We start from the raw sequence: 20,152 nt of genomic DNA, 5'->3' as shown, positions 1-20,152 counted from the left end.
CTCATAGATTCCTACAGATGATCCGGTTGATAAAATCCTTAGCTATTTTTCAAGTGGAGGCAATATACAATAAAACAGGTAATAAAAAAACTCCATGCATGATGCATGGAGTTTTTCCTAAATCTCTCGAGTATTAGTGCTTAGCCCACCAGAGCGGCGTCAGTACAGCATCTGTTCCTCCGAGGAGAGAAACTGCCTGCTGATAACCGGCAGGGTTGCTGTTAGACAGGCTGCTCGGGTATCTGATACGCTGTGGGAAGAACTTGATGTCGCTGGTCATGTAGTTGCTCGCAGTCAATGCTGGCAGGTTTGGCAGCGGACGTTCGATCGCCGGGTTTTCATAGAACGGCAGACCCAGTCTACGTTGATCGTTCCATGATTCCAGTGGTAACCAAGGTACCTGTGCAATGAATTTCTGTGTGATGATCTTTGTTAACACGTCGTTCTTCACAGTACCACCTTTATACAGTGTATTGGAAGGATAAAGGATGTTAGCAGTACCTGGTGCTTTTGTATAAGCATCGATGTAGTTCATTGAATGAGTTGCAGGAGGTTCTGCAGTATGTCCCCAGCTTACAGAAGTACCTACGTTATTGTAAGCTGTTGATGTCAGATAAGATCCCAGGAATTCGGTTACACCCCAGTATTCAAAGCTTTTTGCTATACCTGTTTCATATGCAGCCTGTGCAGATACTGGTGTAGTCCAGCCTTTCACAGCAGCTTCTGCCATCAGGAAGTAAGTTTCCCATGGAGCAAAGAAGATACGCTGATTTTTACTGTTTCTGAAACGTTGTGCCAGACGTGGATTAGTACCTGGATAAGTGAACAGGAAGTTCTTCGCACCTTTCTCTCCCCAATCACCCGTGGTAGAAGCATTCCATGTGAATGTCGCATCTACGTCACCATATCCATCCATACTGCGTTTTACTGTTCTCGCATCGTTGGTGTAGCTTGGATAGAAAGAGAAGTCAGGGTTATTGAACTGACCAGGAATGATAAACGCTTTATAAGCACGCGGATCCATTGTTTTATGCAAACCATCAAACCAGTAACCGATCGTTGGTTCATTGGACATTGAAGCCATGTGATTAGCAAACTTCAAGCCTATATAATCAGCAGCCTTGATATAAGGATGCAGGGAATCCGGCAGCTGCTGTTCAGAAGTAATACCACCCAGGCCAATATAGAGATTGTTCAGTGTAGCTGACAACAGTTGTGCGTTCCATTCGCGGCTCATTACACCTGTCAGGTCATCCCAGCCTTCTTTTTCCTGCACTTTGAAAGTCTGATCAGCATCAGTGATCAGCATACCTGAAGCAGCTGCTGCTTCAAATTCTGTCTTTGCCTTTGCTCCGTCAACTTCTGATAAACGCATTGCCAGACGCATGCGCAAGGAGTTGGCATAACGTTTCCATTTTTTATAATCGTAGCCATATGCCGGATCGAATTTATCCAGTCCATCTGCATTTACCACAGATTCATCAATGGCAGCTACTGCTTCGGTCAGTTCCTTCAGTGCATAGTAATACACATCTTTCACACTGGAGAAAGTTGGGTTCTTACCCTGAAAACCTTCGATCGGCATAGGACCAAAGTTATCAGACGCTTCACTCAGCAGGTAAGCACGCCAGATACGCGCAACCTGTAAGAGATTTTTGGTGTATGGTTTTGCGGTATTTGCTGCAATTCTTGATTCTGCCAGTTGTGCTGCCAGATTCACACCATTCAGCCAGCCGGACACCTGATTGTAATAGGCAGTTGTCCATCCATCATCATAACCACCGCTGGATAAACCACCCTGTCTGTGCTGACGGCCAGCAGTTTTCCAGTAGAGTACGAAAGACCTTTCTGCCACATCCGGGTTCATCTGTGCACCAGTGATAGATCCGTTGATAGCATATTCAACCTCTATCTGACTTTCGCTTGCAGAGTTTGGATCATTGTTGATCTCCTCAAATTTGGAGCATGACTGAAACAGCATGCTACCGGCCATTAATATACAAGCACTCTTGATTATACTTTTCATAAATTCTTTTTTTCAGCAATTAGAAACTAACAGATAAATTGAACAGGAAAGTGCGGGAAGTAGGCGCACTACCAGCTTCAAAACCTATAGCATTCGTGTTGGTCGCATATACAGACTCAGGATCTATGCCTTTCATGTGGCTGGAGATGAGCCATACGTTTGTGCAGGACAGACCAACGCTCGCTCTCTGTACCAGTGTTTTAGACAATAATCTGGAAGGCAGATTATAAGCGATATTCAGGTTTCTCAGACGAATGTTGGAAGCATCATACAGATTAGCTTCTACTATACCTACGTTTCTCACGTTGATACCGTCTGCCCAATATTGCTGAGGATTTACTGCTACTGTATTCTGATCGTATGTCTTGGTTGCATCATTATATACAACACCATCTACTACTATCGGATCACGTTTTCCATTCACAACAGTTTCTGCTGCTGAACCGCTTCTCTGCAATGAAGAAAGGGTACCGGAGAACATTTTACCACCAAAACGGCCGTCTACCTGGAAGCCCAGAGACAGGTTCTTATAATAGAAAGTGTTGGTAATACCCAGCATGGCACTTGGCTGCTGATTACCTAATCTTACTTTATCACTTGTACCCAGCGGATAACCACTTGCACTTACGATCTGTTTACCGAAGGCAGGGCTCGCAGGATCAGTTACTCTCTGGTATGCTGTACCCCAGATCTCACCATATTTCTGACCAGCTGCTGCGTAGATCTGTACATCATCAAATCCACCTAAAGAATACAGGGAAATATCCGGAGAAATTGATTTCACGGTGTTCTTGTTGTTGGAGAAGTTTGCACCCATATCCCATGAGAAACCGGAAGGATTATCAACCAGACGTGCATTCAACATTAACTCAATACCAGTGTTTTCGATGTCACCGGCATTGATCTTTCTGAAAGAATAACCACTCAGCGGGTCCATTGGCAGATCGATCAGCTGACGGGTAGCATTGGATTTATACCATGCGAAGTCAACACCCAGACGGTTGTTGAACAATTTCAGTTCAGCACCTACCTCTGTAGATTTAATCAGCTCACTCTTTACATTAGCATCATACAGGGTGTTCTTTCTTTTTACAACAGTATTGCCGTTAGGATCTTTACTTACATCATAGGTGTTGTACAGGCTGTATGGAGCAAGGTCATTACCTACCATTGCATAAGACGCACGTACTTTACCATATGATAACCATTTAGGCATTTCACCACCCAGGTGACTGATCATATCGGTCACGATCAGAGATGTGCTCACTGATGGGTAGAAATAAGACCTGTTTGCTTTGCTCAGTGCGGAAGACCAGTCGTTACGTAATGTTACGTCCACGAACCAGTAAGCATCCCAGTTAACACCAACAGTACCGTATACAGAGTTAATTCTCTTTTCAGTAGACGTTGGTGTGATAGTTGGATTAGAACGACCGTTGTTCAGGAAGAAGAAGTCAGGGATCTGCAATTCACCAACACTTGCGTCCAGACGGTCGCGTTGTTGTTTCATCAGGTTACCACCTGCTGTTACTGCACCACCCAGTTTGCCAAACAGGTTGTCTTTGCGGGCACTGATCAATGCACTGTAGTTCACTTCAGAGAAAGTCTCTTTGCTGCGGCTATAGCTACCATTCGCAGGAGAAGGGCTACCTGCATAACGTTTTGCTTCTGCATTAGTACCATAGATATCCGCACCTGCTTTCAACTCAGCATTTAACCAGGAAGTGAAATCATATTTCAATGATCCGGTCATCAGGAAACGGTCTCTGATATCTTCGTTCAGGTCATACAGTTTGCCCCAGTATGGGTTCACTGCATTACCGGAACCAAACCACAACATTTTGCCATTTTCTCTTTTAGCAGCGCTGAAATCTCTGATATCGATATTGGAAGGCAGTGCATAAAGTGTACGGAATACGTTACCAGTATTGTCACCATTCTGCGGACGGTTATTTGCCTTTGAATTGATGTACTGTACTTTCGTATCGCTTGTCCAGCGTTTGTTGGTACCAAAACGGGATACTGCACGAGCAGTCAGGTTAGTACGATTCAGTTTGCTGCCTGGGATGATACCTTTATCAGTCAGGTGCGTAATAGAGGTATAGATAGAAGTACCTTCACTTACCTGCTGTTGAAAGGAGATCGTGTTTTTAAAGTTTAAACCTTTATCGAAGTAGTTTTTTACGTTGTCATAAGACTGCAGGGTTGTTGGTTTACCTGACCAGTCAGTTACGTTACGACCATCGATCGCCGGCCCCCAGCTACCTGCAGACTGTGGATCGAAGATACCTTCACTACCCTGTGCAAAAGTGTTTTGTCTGTCAGGACTAGCGAAGATTTGGGAAAAACCCACCTGAGAACTGTAAGTGATACCTGCACCTTTCTGTTTTCTACCGCTCTTAGTGGTAATAAGGATAACGCCATTACCTGCACGGGATCCATACAATGCAGCCGCAGAAGGTCCTTTCAGCACTGACATCGTTTCGATGTCTTCCGGGTTAACATCTGCCAGACCGTTACCCATATCTTTGGAAGGGTTCCAGTAGTCATTGTTCGTAGCACCGGTGAAGTTATCCAAAGGAATACCATCTACCACGATCAACGGCTGGTTAGTACCAGTCAGGGAGTTGTTACCACGCAGTGTGATTTTTGTAGAACCAGCAGGACCATTACTTGAACGTAATACCTGCAGACCAGATACTTTACCAGTCAATGCATTTGCCAGGTTAGATTCTCTTGCTTCAACCAGTTTATCGCCGCTTAATTCCTGCAGTGCATAACCCAGTGATTTCTTTTCACGTTTGATACCTAGTGCCGTTACAACTACTTCACCGAGGTTTTTGTTGTCTACTACCAGACTTACATTGAGGCTGGAATTGCCATTTACGGCTATTTCCTGTGAGATAAAACCGATTCCGGAAATTACCAGCACAGCTTTGGGGTTCACCTGTAACTTGAATGATCCGGCGGCGTCTGTAAGCGCGCCGTTCTTAGTGCCTTTTTCGAGGATCGTAATGCCGGGCAGCGGACTGCCATCTGCGTCTCTGATAGTACCTGATACCGCTTGTTTATCCTGGGCGGACACGTTGAAGCATACGCATAGGAATAGCGATAAAAAGATCAGTAATCTTCTCATAGTTCGATAGATTGATGATGATTGTGGATAATAAAAAATTATGACAATGCAACTAGTTAAACCAATATGCAAGTTGCATACAGCTAAGCAGCTCCCGTTGTTTTTCCGTGTTTCTGTCCCTCTGTTTTGTTGTTAATTATTTAGAAATTTCCCGAGTCCTGAATAATTAGTTGTTGGTGGAATGATTTAGTTCCAGTTGATTTAAATATGCTGATAACGTTTTCCTGCCGGAGCAGATGCTATAAAAACGTTTTAGTAGTTCTCGCTTACAGTTCGGTAAAAATACAGTAGTTCCGCGCTATTCAAATGACACAATGATGTTATATTCCTGAGTAGTAACGCACGTAATAGATAAAACAATAACATGAAAAGACCATAAAAGCGCTAAGTCCTAAAAAAGTCGTGTGGAAATACCTCGTTTTTTGAAAATTGATACAATAAATGATAGCATAGTATCAGTCTTTCTCATCCCGTGGCTCGTGGAATCAGGCGTTCACATGATGAACAGCAGGCATAGAAGATTCTCTTTTTCTGAGTTCAAGAGACAATACAACATGTTGTGGGGCACTTGCTTCCGTGCTATGTTCCAGTTCGGCAATCAACATATGTATCAGCCGGCGGCCTATTTCCTCTACCGGCTGCGCTACGCAGGTGATAGAAGGGCTGTGCAGGCGGAAGATATCATGGTCGTCGAAGCTGACCATACCGATGTCAGTACCAATATGCAATCCGATAGAACGAATACTTTCTATTCCACAGATACCCAGGTAGTTAGTAGCAAAGAACAAGGCATCCAGGTCTTTGTTTTGCTGCAGGTACTGGGTAATTTCCTGAATGAATCCGGCTCTGTCCAGGTCAAAAGGAAGGCGTTTGATCACATTTTTACCCGCAGGAAGGTCATGTTTTTGCAGAGCGTCCACAAAACCGTCCAGTCGCTGCTGCATCTGGATCTGGGCAGAAGTGGTAGTAATGATACCGATCTTTTTATAGCCCTGCTCTACCAGGTGACTGACAGCCGTATAGGCTCCCTGGAAATTATCCACTACCACGTAGTTGGAATCGGCAATATTGGGAAAGTAACGGTCCATCAATACGACCGGCTTTTGCAATGCGGCAATTTCCTTATCAAGATTGAGCGTAGGGGTAATGATATAACCATCTACCTGGCGGTAACGCAGTACTTCAAGCAGGCCTTTGGCTTTCTCCTCATTGTCTTCAGTACTGCCGAAAAGCACTTTATAACCAAACTTATCGGCCTCGTCCTCAACAACTTTGGCAACATTGGCAAAAAAGATGTTGGCGATATCTTCTACTATTAATCCGATGGTTTTCGTTTTGCCGGTGCGTAGCCCTCTGGCAAGCTGGTTAGGCTTATATTTCAGTTTTCCTGCTATTTTCAGGATCCTTTTGCTGACCTGTTCACTGATTCTTTTTTCTTTGCCTTTACCATTTAATACAAAAGAAACTGTTGTAGGAGAAACACCTGCCTCTTGGGCAATATCTTTAATGGATATTCCTTTCACGAAATTCAGATTTGGTTTGATATTCGTTAGAAAATTAGAATCTTAAGTGCAGATTGCCAAATAAAATAATATCAGGGCCATAATTTTTTCAATGTGATTATTACGAATAAATGATGCTTTTTTAACCAAAATTTGATAATTTGGCACTTTCTGAGAAAAAGTTCTGTCAGGGGGATTTTAGTTACTGCCGGCATGCAATGGCAGGGGTCATATACCAGGATAGTGTTTACTACTGTTTCGAGAGTCATTTACAGGGTTAAAGGGAAGTTTAAAATATAATTACATGAAACCCATACTTATAAAAGTGGGGGCATTTGCCGACAATCAGATTACCATCATTGAGCGATGTGATCCTTATTTCAATACACCGTTTCATTTTCATCCGGAATGCGAACTGGTATTTGTGATGGAAAGTAACGGGAAAAGGATCGTGGGGGATAGCATTGAAAGTTTTGATGTGGGCGACATGGTATTTTTGGGCCCACATATTCCACACGTATGGTATAATGATGAAAGCTACCACAAAAACAACGATCAGCTGAAAGCAAGGTCAGTGGTGATCTATTTTCCGAAAGACATTTTCGGAGAAAAGTTTTACGGTCTGCCGGAAACCAAATCACTGACGGATCTCTTTCACCGGGCGCAACGCGGTATGAAAATACTGGGTCCCACCTATGACATGCTGAAAGAACAGATACTGTCCCTCCCTAAAAAGGAAGGACTGGAACGCATCATTTCCCTGCTTAATATCCTTAAAATACTGGCAGAAACAAAAGATGTGCAGTACCTCGCCAGCACAGGCTATTCACATGCTTTCAATGCAAAAGACAATCACAAGATTGATGAAGTATTCAAGTATGTAATGGGTAATTTCTCCAAAGAGATATCTCTCCAGGATGTAGCCAGCATTACCAACCTTTCTCCACAATCATTCTGCCGCTTCTTTAAGAACCGTACAAAGAAGTCTTTCGTACAGTTCCTCAATGAAGTACGTATCGGCCATGCCTGTAAACGGCTGACAGAGGAAGACTGGTCTATTGCAGAAATTGCCTATTCCTGTGGATTCAAGAATCTTTCCAACTTCAACCGCTTTTTCAAAGAGATTGTCGGTAAAACACCGAAGGAATATAAGAACGAATTAAGACTGAAAGAAGCGTGAGATATACGCTTATAATGCCTTACTGCTAAAAATAGTAAGCCTATGCACTGATCCTCAGCCAGGTAAGCACCATGGCGCGGATAGACCATTGTAAATTATTTGGTAATTGAGTAAAATGTATTAATTTCCTTCCGGCTGATAACGAAAGATGCCAATATAAATGGAGTTATTTGCTGATAATAAACCATTTATCAACCAAAATCTTTTTACTGTATTCCATGTATAGTAATTATACTGACCAAGAATTACTATCGCTGCTCCAACAAGACAGTGTAAATGCTTTTAACGTTATTTATGAGCGTTACAGTCAACCTTTATACCTTTATATCCTCAGTAAAATAGATGGTTCAGAAGCCGGCAAAGACGTATTGCAGGACCTGTTTACCTCTCTGTGGGAAAGGAGGCAGTCTATCAGCGTCAATGAATCCCTGAAGTCTTACCTGTACCAGTCAGCCAGACATAAGATCATTGATATCTACCGTAAAAATTCCACCTATCGTAAATACCTGCAACAACTGATCGAACACTTCGACGTACAGCCGGGCGGCATCGCCGAACTGGTTGACAGCAAGACCCGTACACAGGATGTGTTTGAAACGATCAATCATCTTCCCGAACGTATGAAAGAGATCTTTATGCTGAGCCGCGTTGAGCATCAGACAGTTGAGCAGATAGCCGTCAGGCTCGGACTTTCACAGCAAACCGTTAAAAATCAGATTACCAAAGCCCTTAAGATACTTAGAGCCAATCATGCCAGAACAGATCTTGTACTGTTTCTACTCACAACACAGGCGATTTACTCATTTTTTGCTAATTAATGGTACTTCTGCCGCTCTGGTACGACATCAGATTATCATTGGGACATTTCAAAATTGCAAGCAGTGGAGCAAGATCAGATCAGGAAAATATTAGAACGTTATAACGAAGGCCAATGCACCCCGGAAGAAACAGCCGTTATCGAAGAGTGGTTTGACAGCATTGGCGACCAGTATACGTCGCCTAAAAATGAGCGCGAGATCCAGGCAGACCTCGCCGCAGTACAACGTACGCTCATCAATCATATACAACCTGCCACACCGGTACGACGCCTCATGCGTTCCTGGTATTACGTAGCAGCCGCCGTTACCGTACTGGTAGCCGCCGGCGCATGGTTTTTCCAGCAAAAACAGCGGGCCGCCAACCCCTCTTCACCGGAACAACCCCTGGCAGGAAATATCGCCCGGACCAGCCGCATCGTAGCGGATGGCTTTGTGACCGTCAATACGCCTAAAGGTAACCAGGAACACCTGGTACTGGAAGATGGTAGTACGATCGTGCTCAATGCCTCCACCCGTTTACGCTATCCCGAGCATTTCACCGGCAGTAGCCGCGATATATACCTGGAGGAAGGCGAGGCATGGTTTGACGCTGCCCCGAAACCCGAAAATGCATTCACCGTGCACGCAGGAAACGTCAGCACCACTGCCCTTGGCACTACCTTCAACGTACGCGCTTACCCCCATGAACAACAGATTACTGTGGCCCTGCTGACCGGCAAAGTGAAAGTCGCTACCGACGCTCAGGCTCCTGTCATATTACAGCCAAGCGAACAGGCCAGCTTTGACCGCCGCTCATTGCAACTGGTTAAAACAACATTTAACGCGGAAGAAACGATTGGCTGGCAAAAAGGTTATCTGGTATTCAAAGACGCTTCTTATGAACAGGTACGCATTGCTATCGAGAACCGGTACGGCGTAACCGTCATCAATCAGAGCGACAAGAAAGACTGGACCTATACCGGCAATTTCAGACAGGAAACCCTGGCAAATGTCATTGAAACCATTTGTCTCACAGAATCACTTTCCTACACCATCGGAAAGGACACCGTACTATTAAAGAATAAATAAGAATATGCTGACAGTACAATTGCCCCGTCAGCGGGCGCAGAACTTTTCACTACCGAAGCTGCTTTGTATTTAAACGTAAATGGGGCTATATGATGGGAGAATCATACTTCTGTAGAGTATGTATTATTGCCAGCTTCCTGTTAATGACCTCATTGACGGAAGTCAGTCCCCTGCGTGCCCAACAATCTGCCTCCTGCCCGCAATGTGTCACTATTGCCGCCACTGACAAAACCCTCGCAGCCGTCATGGCGGAAGTATCCGCACAAAGCAGACTCAATTTCCATTACGATAAAACAGCCATCGATCTACGGAAGAAAATATCCCTCCATTGTAAAGACCTTCCCGTCCAGGAAGTACTCGATAAATTATCTGTTCGTACCGGCTTATCATTCCTTGTAAAAGGGGATAAGATCATCGTATGGGCCGGTATGCCGGAAACAACCGGCGCCAATACAGAAACTGCCGACGGAAATGAACAGCTGCAGATATCCGGCCGGGTAGAAGACAGTCGCGGCCGACCCATTCCCGGGGCTACTATCCTTGTAAAAGATTCTCATAAAGGCGTACATACTGACGACGAGGGCTACTACAGTATTAAAGCCGCCCCCGCCGATGTACTGGTATTCCGATCCGTAGGATTTATTAATAAAGAGATCAGTATCAGCGAGCGTCTGCTGATCGATGTTACCCTCTCAGAAAGTGTGCAGGGGCTCAATGAGCAGGTAGTGACAGCGCTGGGTATTCCCAAAAGCAACAAAGAGCTCCCCTACTCCACCGGTCAGCTGCTTAATGAAGATATCTCCACTGTCAAAGATGCCAATGTGATTAACAGCCTGTCGGGTAAAATTGCCGGCGTCATGATCAACAGAAGTGCATCTGGTATCGGCGGTTCTGCCCGGGTGATTTTAAGAGGCAATAAATCTACCCGCGAAAACCAGCCCCTTTATATTATCGATGGTGTGCCTATGGCCAATTTTACGCCTTCACAGCCGACGGATATATGGGGACAATCATCTGGTATTGTAGGTTCCAGCGGTCGGGACGGCGGAGATGGTATCTCTAATATCAATCCGGACGATATTGAGAGTATCAGCGTACTGAAAAGCGCTTCGGCTGCTGCCTTGTATGGTAGTCAGGCCGCCAACGGCGTAATCATGATCACTACCAAAAAAGGACTGGCAGGTAAAGCACGTGTCAATGTATCATCTGATCTGATGATTGATAAACCTTTGCTGCTACCGGATCTGCAATTCCGCTACGGACAAACGATCCGTCCTTATAAAGACGACAAAGACAACCTGCAACCTGGTTCATCCGACAGCTGGGGCAGTAAGACAACCGCGCGTAATCATGTGCAGGACTTCTTCCGTACTGGTCTGACCTCTACCAATGGGCTTTCCTACAGTGGCGGAGCCGCCAATACACAATATTATCTGTCATATGCCAATACGATGAACAAGGGCATATTACCCGCTAATAATCTGCAAAGGCATACTTTCAATACACGTATTACCGCCAATCTGCTCAAAAAGAAACTACAGGTAGACGCCAACTTCTCTTACCTGATACAGGATGTCCAGAACAGACCTTCCTCCGGACTTTACTACAATCCTCTCACAGGTTTGTACAACCTGCCCAGAGGACTGGACTTCAACAACTACAAACAATACCAGTACTTCGATACACAACGCAATCTGCCATTACAAAACTGGTGGAATATCCATAGTGACCTGAACTGGTCCGGACTGGATGATCAGCAGAATCCATACTGGATACAATACAACGCACGACGTCATGAAAGCAGGAACCGTGCTATGTTTTCGTTGTCTCTGAAATATAAACTGAGGGAATGGCTATCCTTACAGATCAGGGGAAATGTGGACAGAAGTTATGATCTCTATGAGATGTCAGCACACGCAGGCACTCAACAGGTGTTAAGTCCACCGAATGGCCGCTACACCCGCGAGGCTGAACATAACACACAAGTCTATGGAGATATGATGCTGACCGCCAGCCGTCAGTTATCCCCCAGCCTGAAACTGCAAACCATGCTGGGTGTCAGCATCACAGATGTGAAAGCACATGACCGCTCACTGGTTAGTACCAATCCGACTGCTGCTGAAGGCCTGGTTATTCCCAATATCTTTTCTGTACAAAATATCTCTCCCAGCGCCCTGGATGCGCAACAGAGTATAGATAAAAAGCAATTACAGGCGCTGTTTGGCAGTGCACAACTGAATTGGAAGCAACGCATTTTCCTGGACCTGACAGGTCGTAATGACTGGTCAAGCACCTTTGCCTTTACGCCTATCAAAAACAAAGGCTATTTCTATTATTCCGCAGGTGTGAGTTCTGTATTGAGTGAGTGGTTTACCTTACCGTCTGCCGTCAGCTTCGCTAAAGCGAGAATATCTTATGCGAAAGCCGGTAACGACATCGCTCCTTATGCATCCCGTCCGGCCCGCTTTCTGTTACAGACGACCGGTGGTGTCACACGTGTCAACTTCAATACGCGCGCACCTTATCCAGGTATTTATCTGAAACCGGAAGACAACCGTTCACTGGAAGCCGGAGGAGAAATACGTTTCTTACAAGACCGTATCGGCATAGACCTCACCTGGTATAAAAACAACAACTACCAGCAGTACATGGAGGTACGTGCACCATCCGGTTCAGGCTATCTTTTCTATTACCTGAACCTGGGTAATATCCAGAACCAGGGATGGGAAGCGGCAGTCAATCTGGTGCCGATACAGCATAAAGACCTGAAGTGGAGCAGTACTTTCAATCTTACCATCAATAATAACAAGGTGGTAAAGCTTAGCAACAGCAGTATCCCTGGCGCCGGACCAGACAACTATTACATATTGACGGACTTCGTTACGAACATGTACGGATCCTTCATTAAGGAAGGCGGTTCCTGGGGAGATATCTATACTAATAAAGAGCTTTATAAAAACGAGAAAGGACAGTTTGTAATCGACAGCAGAGGAAATCTTGAAACACGCAACGTACTGAAAAAAGTAGGCAACCCTAATCCCCGGTTTATGCTCGGATGGAATAACTCCCTCAGCTACAAGAGTTTTGCACTTAGTTTTCTGATAGATGGCCGTTTCGGCGGCAAAGTCATGAGCGTTACCAATTCTGTATTGGATGCTTATGGCGTCAGTGAAGCCAGTGCAAAAGCCCGTGATGCAGGAGGAGTGACTATCAACGCAGTATATGAAAACGGCACCCCGCTTACGACCCAATATGACGAACGCAAATATTACGCTACGATCGGAGGAAGAGCAGGCATCGGAGAAATGTATATGTACGATGCCACAAATATCAGGCTAAGGGAGATATCACTGACCTGTAAATTACCGTTAAAGAGCAAATGGATCAACAGACTACAGGTCGGTTTGATCGGCAGAAACCTTTGCTTCTTCAGTATCCACGCACCATTTGATCCCGAAGTGTCCATGAGCAGCGGCAATGGATTACAGGGAATAGACGCATTTGGTGTATCGGCACTGAGAAGCATGGGCGCCAACATTAAACTGGTTCTTTAAAAAGAGCTTATGAATGAATAAAGGAAGATCTGTCATTGGAGCAATCATTATGCTGCTACTAATGTTGATATTGCAGGTTGCCTGTACACGCAACTTTGAAAGTATCAATACCAACCCCTATGACGTTTATGATGACGAACTGCAGGGTGACTTTAAACTGATTGGCGACCCACTGGTACAATCCATGTTGAATATCTATGTCAGCAACGATGTATCCGTTTTACAATTACAGCAGAACCTGATGGGAGATATTTTCTCCGGATATATGATGACGCCCAGTCCCTTCCAGGACAATCGCAATAATATTACCTACGACCTGCTGGATAACTGGAATGATGATGCCTGGCTGACCGCATATGGTAATGTAATGCCCAATTGCCGTTTTGTAATGGATAAATGCAGGGGCAAATATCCCGACTTTTATGCCTGGGCCCAGATCATCCGGGTATTAGCCATGCACAGACTCAGCGATATCTACGGGCCTATCATATATACGCATTATGCCATTATCAACGAAGACAGAAGTATTGACTACGATTCGCAGGAGCAGGCATATGATGCTTTCTTTAAAGACCTGGATTCAGCAGTCACCGCGCTGACATTATATGTACCTTCTGCCACTGACAACCGGTTTAAAAAATTTGATCTTTCCTACAATGGTGATTATGTCAAATGGATAAAACTGGCGAACACCTTACGCCTGCGGCTCGCGCTCCGCATTTCTAATGCAGATCCTTCAAGAGCCAGAAAGGAAGGTGAGGCCGCCATCAACCAGACATATGGACTGCTAAGTACGCCGGATGAAAATTTCAACATCAATATAGCACCTGTTACACATCCGCTGAACGTCATCTGTAACTCGTGGAATGATATCAGGATGGGCGCGCCTATGGAATCGCTCTTATGTGGCTATCATGACCCAAGATTGCCTTATTACTTTGTGCCTTCAGATACGAAAGATTCTATTTACCAGGGGATACGTAACGGCATTACCATCACCAGTAAAGATATCTATGCAGGATTTTCCAAACTGGCGTGGCAACCTTCGCGTATACAACTCTGCACAGCTGCAGAAGCCTGGTTCCTGCTGGCGGAAGCAGCCCTCTATTCATGGAAAGGCGCTGGTGATGCAAAAGACAATTATGAAAAAGGGATCTATGCTTCCTTCAAACAATATAATATTCCTGTTAGCCGCTATGAACGATATATCAATGATGATACCCTCACCGCTAAAGCTTATAGCGACCCTCATAATAACCTGAATAATATTCCGGCAGGCAGTTCTTATCTGAGTAAACGTACGATCAAATGGGTACACAATGCAGCTGTACATGAAAAGCTGGAACGTATTATTACACAGAAGTGGATTGCTGTATTCCCCGACGGACAGGAAGCCTGGTCTGAATTCCGGCGTACCGGTTATCCAAAACTTTTCCCGGTCGTAGTCAATAACAGCGGCGGTAAGATCTCCTCTACCCTGTTTATCCGCCGCATTCCTTTCATACAATTTGAGTACGCTACTAATCCTGCGGGCGTAAAACGCGCTGTCAGCAAGCTTAAAGGAGGAGACAACGGCGGCACAAGATTATGGTGGGACAAAGAATAATTTTTTTTCACTTCGCATGGTACCATTTTAATTTCCGCACGACACCTTTTTATGCGCACGGTATTACTTGTTGAGACACAAAGGGACAAGGCCGCGTATCACGTAATGAACATGTAATTATTAATATCAACTAAGACGAATCGCAACATTCACATGTGTGGATACCACACGGGTATGCATTGTTATGCCGTTCATCAACCAAAGGAAACACGTATCACAGAAATAGTATAGATGGCTTCTGGAAAAAAGAATGCATGGATGCATCCCCGCATCCAGACGCCCATACTATGTCAAAAAAGGGTTCAAACATTTCAACCAAAAGGAGTATCTATGAGAAGTAAACTACGCTTTAACAAAGCATGCGTTACTGCAGGAGTAATGCTCGGTCTGATGCTTACGGAAGGCATACAGACCTCATACGCAGCTCCTATGCCCCTCTCCAGCATGAGGCAGCAGAAGCAGGTAAGGGGTGTCGTTAGGGACAAAAACGGCAATCCCATCCCAGGTGTCAACGTTCTGGTAAAAAACGGCGCAGCAGGAACTGCTACCGGACCAGACGGAAAATTTGTTATCTCTGTTAAATCCCCTACTGACATTCTCGTATTCAGATTCATCGGCTATCTCACACAGGAAGTACCGGTCGGCGAACAAAGTTCTATTGATGTAACCCTGCTCGAAGATGTTGCTAACATTAATGAAGTTGTAGTAACAGCATTGGGTATACGTAAAGAAGCGCGTAGCAATGGTTACGCCGTATCAAAAGTACAGGGCGCTGATATGACCAAAGCAAGAGAGATCAGCGTAGCCAATGCACTGGTAGGCCGCGTAGCCGGTGTGAACAGTGCTCCTCCTGCTACAGGTCCGGGTGGTTCTTCCCGCGTAACAATCAGAGGTAACTCTTCCCTGAGTGGTAACAACCAGCCGCTGTACGTAGTGAACGGTGTTCCTATGAACAACGCGAACCTCGGTTCTGCTGGTAAATGGGGTGGTACTGACCTTGGTGATGGTATCTCCAGCATTAACCCGGATGATATCGAAGATATGACCATCCTGAAAGGAGCAGCAGCATCTGCATTATACGGTCAGCGTGGTGTAAACGGCGTTATCCTGATCACTACCAAATCAGGTAAAGCAGGTCAGATGCGCGTTGAACTGAACAGCAACGTAACCGTTGAAAAAGTAAATGACTTCTTCGATTTCCAGGACGTATATGGTCAGGGTATCAAAGGCGCAAAACCTACCGATCAGCAGTCAGCACTGAACAGTGGCTTGTCTAGCTGGGGTAGCAAACTGGATGGTTCTTCCACTACATTATTTGATGGTAAAGCACATCCTTACTCCAAACAGGGTAACCATATTAAAGACTTCTATAAAACAGGCGCTACTTACAGCAACACGTTATCCATCTCAGGCGGTAGTGATAAAACCACTTACCGTGTGGCATTGGGCGACCTGCGCAGCAAGGGCGTTTACCCAAATACAGAGTATATCCGCGATAACGTAAACATTGATGTCAACTATAAGTTATCTGACAAATTCAGCGGACAGACCAATGTTATTTACGCGAAAGAAATTACCAATAACCGTTCTAACCTGAGTGATGCTCCTGGTAACGGTAACTATGGTATCGCATTCCTGCCGGCCAACGTAGCTGCCAGTTACCTGGAACCAGGTTATGACGGACAGTTTAAAGAACTGGTATATAGCAGCGACCTTTTCAGTACGAATCCTTTCTTTGCAGCAAACCGCTTCAGGAACAATACAAAGAAAGACCGTGTTATCGGCGTAACCAGTTTACGTTATACGCCTTTACCATGGTTATTTGTACAGGCTCGCGTAGCGAATGACTACTTTGGTTTCAATGCTACTTCCATCACTCCTACCGGTACTGCTTACCGCCCTGCGGGAAGCCTGGACCTGGAGCGTAACCGCCAGTTCAATGAAACCAACGTGGACGCGTTACTGGGTATCAACAAAGAAATCACCAACAAGTTAAACCTGAGCTTCACTGCCGGCGCCAACCTGTTAAAGAAGGTGGACAAGGTAAATGATGTTACTGCCTCCAATTTTGCTTTCCCATTTGTTTACAACCCGGCTACTGCTGCTACGAAGAACAGTACCATCATACAATACAATAAACAGGTACAGTCCGTATACGGATCATTGGAATTGTCCTGGGCCAGCACTTTATATCTGACGGTTACTGACCGTAACGACTGGAGTAGTACACTGCCTAAGAAAAATAATTCCTATAACTATCCATCTGTAAGTGGTTCCTATGTTTTCTCTGAAAACATTAAGACCAACTGGCTCAGCTTTGGTAAGATCAGAGCAGGTTATGCACAGGTAGGTGGTGATGCGGATGAATATAAAACTGCGCTGTACTACAGCACACTGGGAAATACTGTCAATGGCGTACCACTGGGCGACATCGACAACAAAATTCCTAACAAAGAACTGAAACCACTCAAAGTAAAAGAAATAGAAGTAGGCGCTGAACTGAAACTGTTTGACAATCGTTTATTTGGTGATTTCAGCTGGTACAACAAACAGGCTTCTAATGACATCGTAACGGCTACAGTATCTTCCGGATCTGGTTACACCAGCGCGCTGGTGAACGTAGGTAAACTGGAAAACAAAGGTATTGAAGCGATGATCGGTGGTACACCTGTGAAGACAGCTAACTTCTCCTGGACGACTACGTTCAACTTTGCCCACAACAAAAACAAAGTAATACAGCTGGCAGAAGGTCAGGCATCTATGCTGGTGGAAGGTGGTGAATCCCGCACGGAAGATGGTTTCATCAACCACGTGGTAGGACTGCCATATTCACAGATCATGGTGTATGACTTCAAACGTAACGCGAAAGGAGAATTGATCGTAGATGCATCAGGTGTTCCTCAGCGTACAGACGCACTGATCGCAGCTGGTTCAGGCGTAGCGCCTTACACTGGTGGCTGGAGCAACGAACTGTCTTATGGCAAGTTCCACCTGAGCTTCCTGATCGACTTCAAATCAGGTGGTAAAATCTATTCCGGTACCAATGCCAACGCTTATAGCTATGGTCTGCACAAAGAGACACTGGCAGGACGTGAAGGCGGTGTTGTAGTAACCGGTGTAACTGAAAGTGGCGACGCAAAAACAACGACTGTTGTGGCGGACGACTACTACTCAAGACTGTCCAGCATCTCTGCATTGCAGGTATATAAATCAGACTTCATCAAATTCCGTTCACTGGCACTGACATATGACTTTTCCAGAGCAGCACTGCACGAAAAACTGAATGGTATCAGCATCTCTCTGGTAGGACGTAACCTTTTCTACATCAAGAAATCAACGCCTAACATCGATCCTGAATCCAACTACAGCAACAGCAACGCACAGGGTCTGGAATATGCAGGTCTGCCTACTACCCGTTCTATCGGTGTGAACCTGAATGTTAAATTCTAAAATCTGGAATAATGAAATCTCTGCATAAATTATTACTTGTACTCGGTCTGCCAGCTTTACTACTGACGACGGCCTGTACGAAGGACTTTGAAGATATCAATACTGACAAGAACAAATCCGGCGAAGAAAGCGGTGTACCTGAATACAACTTCTCCCGCGCTGTGCTGGAATTCACGGGTAACAGCGACTATAGTTATGACACCTGGCGTGTAAACATCATCTATTGTTCGATGATGATGCAGCAACTGTCTAACGCTACCTGGTATGCCGGCGACAAATACATACAGAATGACGGATGGGCCAGTGCATACTTTGAACGCGCTTATCCTGATCAGGTGAAATATATCACAGATGTGGTAAGGGTAACAAAAGACAATCCTTTCCAGGCGAATCTGTACAACATCGCGCGTATTACAAAAGTGCTGATCTTCCATCGCCTGACCGATATCTACGGAGATATTCCTTACTCCGAAGCAGGCAAAGGTTACAGCGACCGTATCTTCGATCCAAAATATGATGCACAGCAGGACATCTACCTGGACATGCTGAAAGAACTGGACGAAGCAGCTAAGGCGCTGGATGCAACCAAACAGATACCAGGTCAGGGTGACCTGATCTACAACAAAGGCGGGGCCCAGAACGCCACACAGGTTGTAGCAAACTGGAAGAAACTGGCTTATTCCCTGATGCTCCGTTTATCTATGCGTCTTACCAAAAGAGACGAAGCACTGGCAAAAAGCTGGGCAGAAAAAGCGTATGCAGGCGGTTTGATTTCTGCCAACGCAGAGAATGCCTACATCCTGCACGATGCAACCGGCGGCAGAACAACTGTCAACAGGGTGAGCAACATCCTCTCCGGAGAATGGAATGCGATCAATACACCGGGCGAAGCAAGTATCAGCAAAACATTCATGGATTTCCTGAAAAATAACAGCGATCCACGTCTGCAATATATTGCGGTAGTACCTGCCAGCAACAGTGAAGTACCGGCTGACCAGCTGGGTATGCCGAACGGTTATGACACCAATGGTTCCAGCAGCCCTACCGATATCACTAAAGCGCCTGGTTATCCGGGTGACCTGAAGAAATATTCAGTGCTGAATAAAAATGTATTACTGAAACTGAACGGTCCATCCTTCCTGGTTACTTACGCTCAGACAGAACTCTTACTGGCTGAAGCTGCCAAAAGAGGCTGGAATGTTGGCGCCAGCGCAGCTACCCATTACAACAATGGTGTAAAAGCAGCCATGGAGCAACTGGCACAATACAGTGCTACCGCTACTATCAGCAGTGAAGCTATTCAAACTTATCTGACAGCGCACCCATATGTTGACGCTGACGGTTACAATCAGATCAATACACAATATTGGGCAGCTTGTTTGCTCGACTGGTATGAATCATGGTCCAACTGGCGCAGAAGCGGTTATCCGCAGCTGACACAGATCAACTATGTTGGTAATGCCACCGGTGGAAAGATACCACGCAGAATGCTGTATCCTTCTACAGAGTTAGCCTCTAACCCTACTAATTACCAGGAAGCCATTACAAGACAAGGCACAAATGCTTTGACCACCCCGGTATGGTGGGATAAGCAATAACAATTCTCGTATAGCCATCTATACCGCTATAAAAAAAGCAGCAATAACAAGCCGGACTTATCGAGGTCCGGCTTTTCTTTTGGCAGCTACCGCGGTGAAACTACAGGTATCCCCCCTTACCTTTACAGGAGCATTCTGTCATATACAACCCCTGCAACACGCCTTACCGATGAGGATATCCACAACAGTTTTATTCATGTAACACTATATTTTT

General features: G+C 45.2%; 10 protein-coding genes. 7 read left to right on the top strand and 3 right to left on the bottom strand.

Annotated features, from left to right (window positions below):
* Nucleotides 1–133: 133 nt before the first annotated feature.
* From CPIN_RS09520 to CPIN_RS09510, 3 genes are all read right to left on the bottom strand, one after another.
* A complete protein-coding gene (locus CPIN_RS09520; protein ID WP_012789566.1) occupies nucleotides 134–2,026 on the bottom strand; it encodes a SusD/RagB family nutrient-binding outer membrane lipoprotein in 1,893 nt (630 codons plus the stop codon).
* Nucleotides 2,027–2,045: 19 nt separating this feature from the next.
* Nucleotides 2,046–5,162: a SusC/RagA family TonB-linked outer membrane protein gene (locus CPIN_RS09515; RefSeq protein ID WP_012789565.1), complete on the bottom strand. Its 3,117-nt coding sequence runs from the start codon at nucleotides 5,160–5,162 to the stop codon at nucleotides 2,046–2,048.
* A gap of 485 nt (nucleotides 5,163–5,647) precedes the next feature.
* The gene (locus CPIN_RS09510; protein ID WP_012789564.1) at nucleotides 5,648–6,685 is read right to left on the bottom strand and encodes a LacI family DNA-binding transcriptional regulator; all 1,038 of its coding nucleotides are present in this window, start codon (nucleotides 6,683–6,685) and stop codon (nucleotides 5,648–5,650) included.
* A 283-nt stretch (nucleotides 6,686–6,968) separates the two neighbouring features.
* Here CPIN_RS09510 and CPIN_RS09505 point away from each other — a divergent pair, with 283 nt between their 5' ends.
* The 7 genes from CPIN_RS09505 to CPIN_RS09475 all read left to right on the top strand — a co-directional run bounded on the left by CPIN_RS09505 (nucleotide 6,969) and on the right by CPIN_RS09475 (nucleotide 19,938).
* Complete coding sequence (locus tag CPIN_RS09505; protein ID WP_012789563.1) at nucleotides 6,969–7,844, top strand: AraC family transcriptional regulator; 876 nt, start codon at nucleotides 6,969–6,971, stop codon at nucleotides 7,842–7,844.
* Nucleotides 7,845–8,062: 218 nt separating this feature from the next.
* Entirely contained in the window at nucleotides 8,063–8,662 is a 600-nt protein-coding gene (locus tag CPIN_RS09500; RefSeq protein ID WP_012789562.1) for an RNA polymerase sigma factor, read from the top strand.
* 63 nt (nucleotides 8,663–8,725) lie between these two features.
* Nucleotides 8,726–9,730 carry a FecR family protein gene (locus CPIN_RS09495; RefSeq protein ID WP_012789561.1) on the top strand — a complete coding sequence of 335 codons (1,005 nt, stop codon included), beginning with the start codon at nucleotides 8,726–8,728 and terminating at the stop codon, nucleotides 9,728–9,730.
* An 89-nt stretch (nucleotides 9,731–9,819) separates the two neighbouring features.
* Nucleotides 9,820–13,284 (top strand): SusC/RagA family TonB-linked outer membrane protein, encoded by a 3,465-nt coding sequence (locus tag CPIN_RS09490; RefSeq protein WP_083781083.1) that lies wholly within the window; start codon nucleotides 9,820–9,822, stop codon nucleotides 13,282–13,284.
* A gap of 13 nt (nucleotides 13,285–13,297) precedes the next feature.
* Nucleotides 13,298–14,890, top strand: coding sequence for a SusD/RagB family nutrient-binding outer membrane lipoprotein (locus CPIN_RS09485; RefSeq protein ID WP_012789559.1), 1,593 nt, complete (start codon nucleotides 13,298–13,300; stop codon nucleotides 14,888–14,890).
* A 330-nt stretch (nucleotides 14,891–15,220) separates the two neighbouring features.
* Nucleotides 15,221–18,340 (top strand): SusC/RagA family TonB-linked outer membrane protein, encoded by a 3,120-nt coding sequence (locus CPIN_RS09480; RefSeq protein ID WP_187294749.1) that lies wholly within the window; start codon nucleotides 15,221–15,223, stop codon nucleotides 18,338–18,340.
* Between the two features lie 11 nt (nucleotides 18,341–18,351).
* The gene (locus CPIN_RS09475) at nucleotides 18,352–19,938 is read left to right on the top strand and encodes a SusD/RagB family nutrient-binding outer membrane lipoprotein (protein ID WP_012789557.1); all 1,587 of its coding nucleotides are present in this window, start codon (nucleotides 18,352–18,354) and stop codon (nucleotides 19,936–19,938) included.
* The last annotated feature ends 214 nt before the right edge of the window (nucleotides 19,939–20,152 follow it).

The sequence above is a fragment of the Chitinophaga pinensis DSM 2588 genome, from assembly GCF_000024005.1.
GTDB classification, from domain to species: domain Bacteria; phylum Bacteroidota; class Bacteroidia; order Chitinophagales; family Chitinophagaceae; genus Chitinophaga; species Chitinophaga pinensis.
Note: the sequence above shows the minus strand (reverse complement) of the source record. Positions and strands in the feature narration are given on the sequence as shown.

Excerpts from the sequence above, each read along its gene's own strand:
- CPIN_RS09485 (WP_012789559.1), top strand. The coding sequence starts at position 13,298 with ATGAATAAAGGAAGATCTGTCATTGGAGCAATCATTATGCTGCTACTA.
- CPIN_RS09520 (WP_012789566.1), bottom strand. The coding sequence starts at position 2,026 with ATGAAAAGTATAATCAAGAGTGCTTGTATATTAATGGCCGGTAGCATG.
- CPIN_RS09475 (WP_012789557.1), top strand. The coding sequence starts at position 18,352 with ATGAAATCTCTGCATAAATTATTACTTGTACTCGGTCTGCCAGCTTTA.
- CPIN_RS09480 (WP_187294749.1), top strand. The coding sequence starts at position 15,221 with ATGAGAAGTAAACTACGCTTTAACAAAGCATGCGTTACTGCAGGAGTA.
- CPIN_RS09490 (WP_083781083.1), top strand. The coding sequence starts at position 9,820 with ATGATGGGAGAATCATACTTCTGTAGAGTATGTATTATTGCCAGCTTC.
- CPIN_RS09515 (WP_012789565.1), bottom strand. The coding sequence starts at position 5,162 with ATGAGAAGATTACTGATCTTTTTATCGCTATTCCTATGCGTATGCTTC.
- CPIN_RS09500 (WP_012789562.1), top strand. The coding sequence starts at position 8,063 with ATGTATAGTAATTATACTGACCAAGAATTACTATCGCTGCTCCAACAA.
- CPIN_RS09505 (WP_012789563.1), top strand. The coding sequence starts at position 6,969 with ATGAAACCCATACTTATAAAAGTGGGGGCATTTGCCGACAATCAGATT.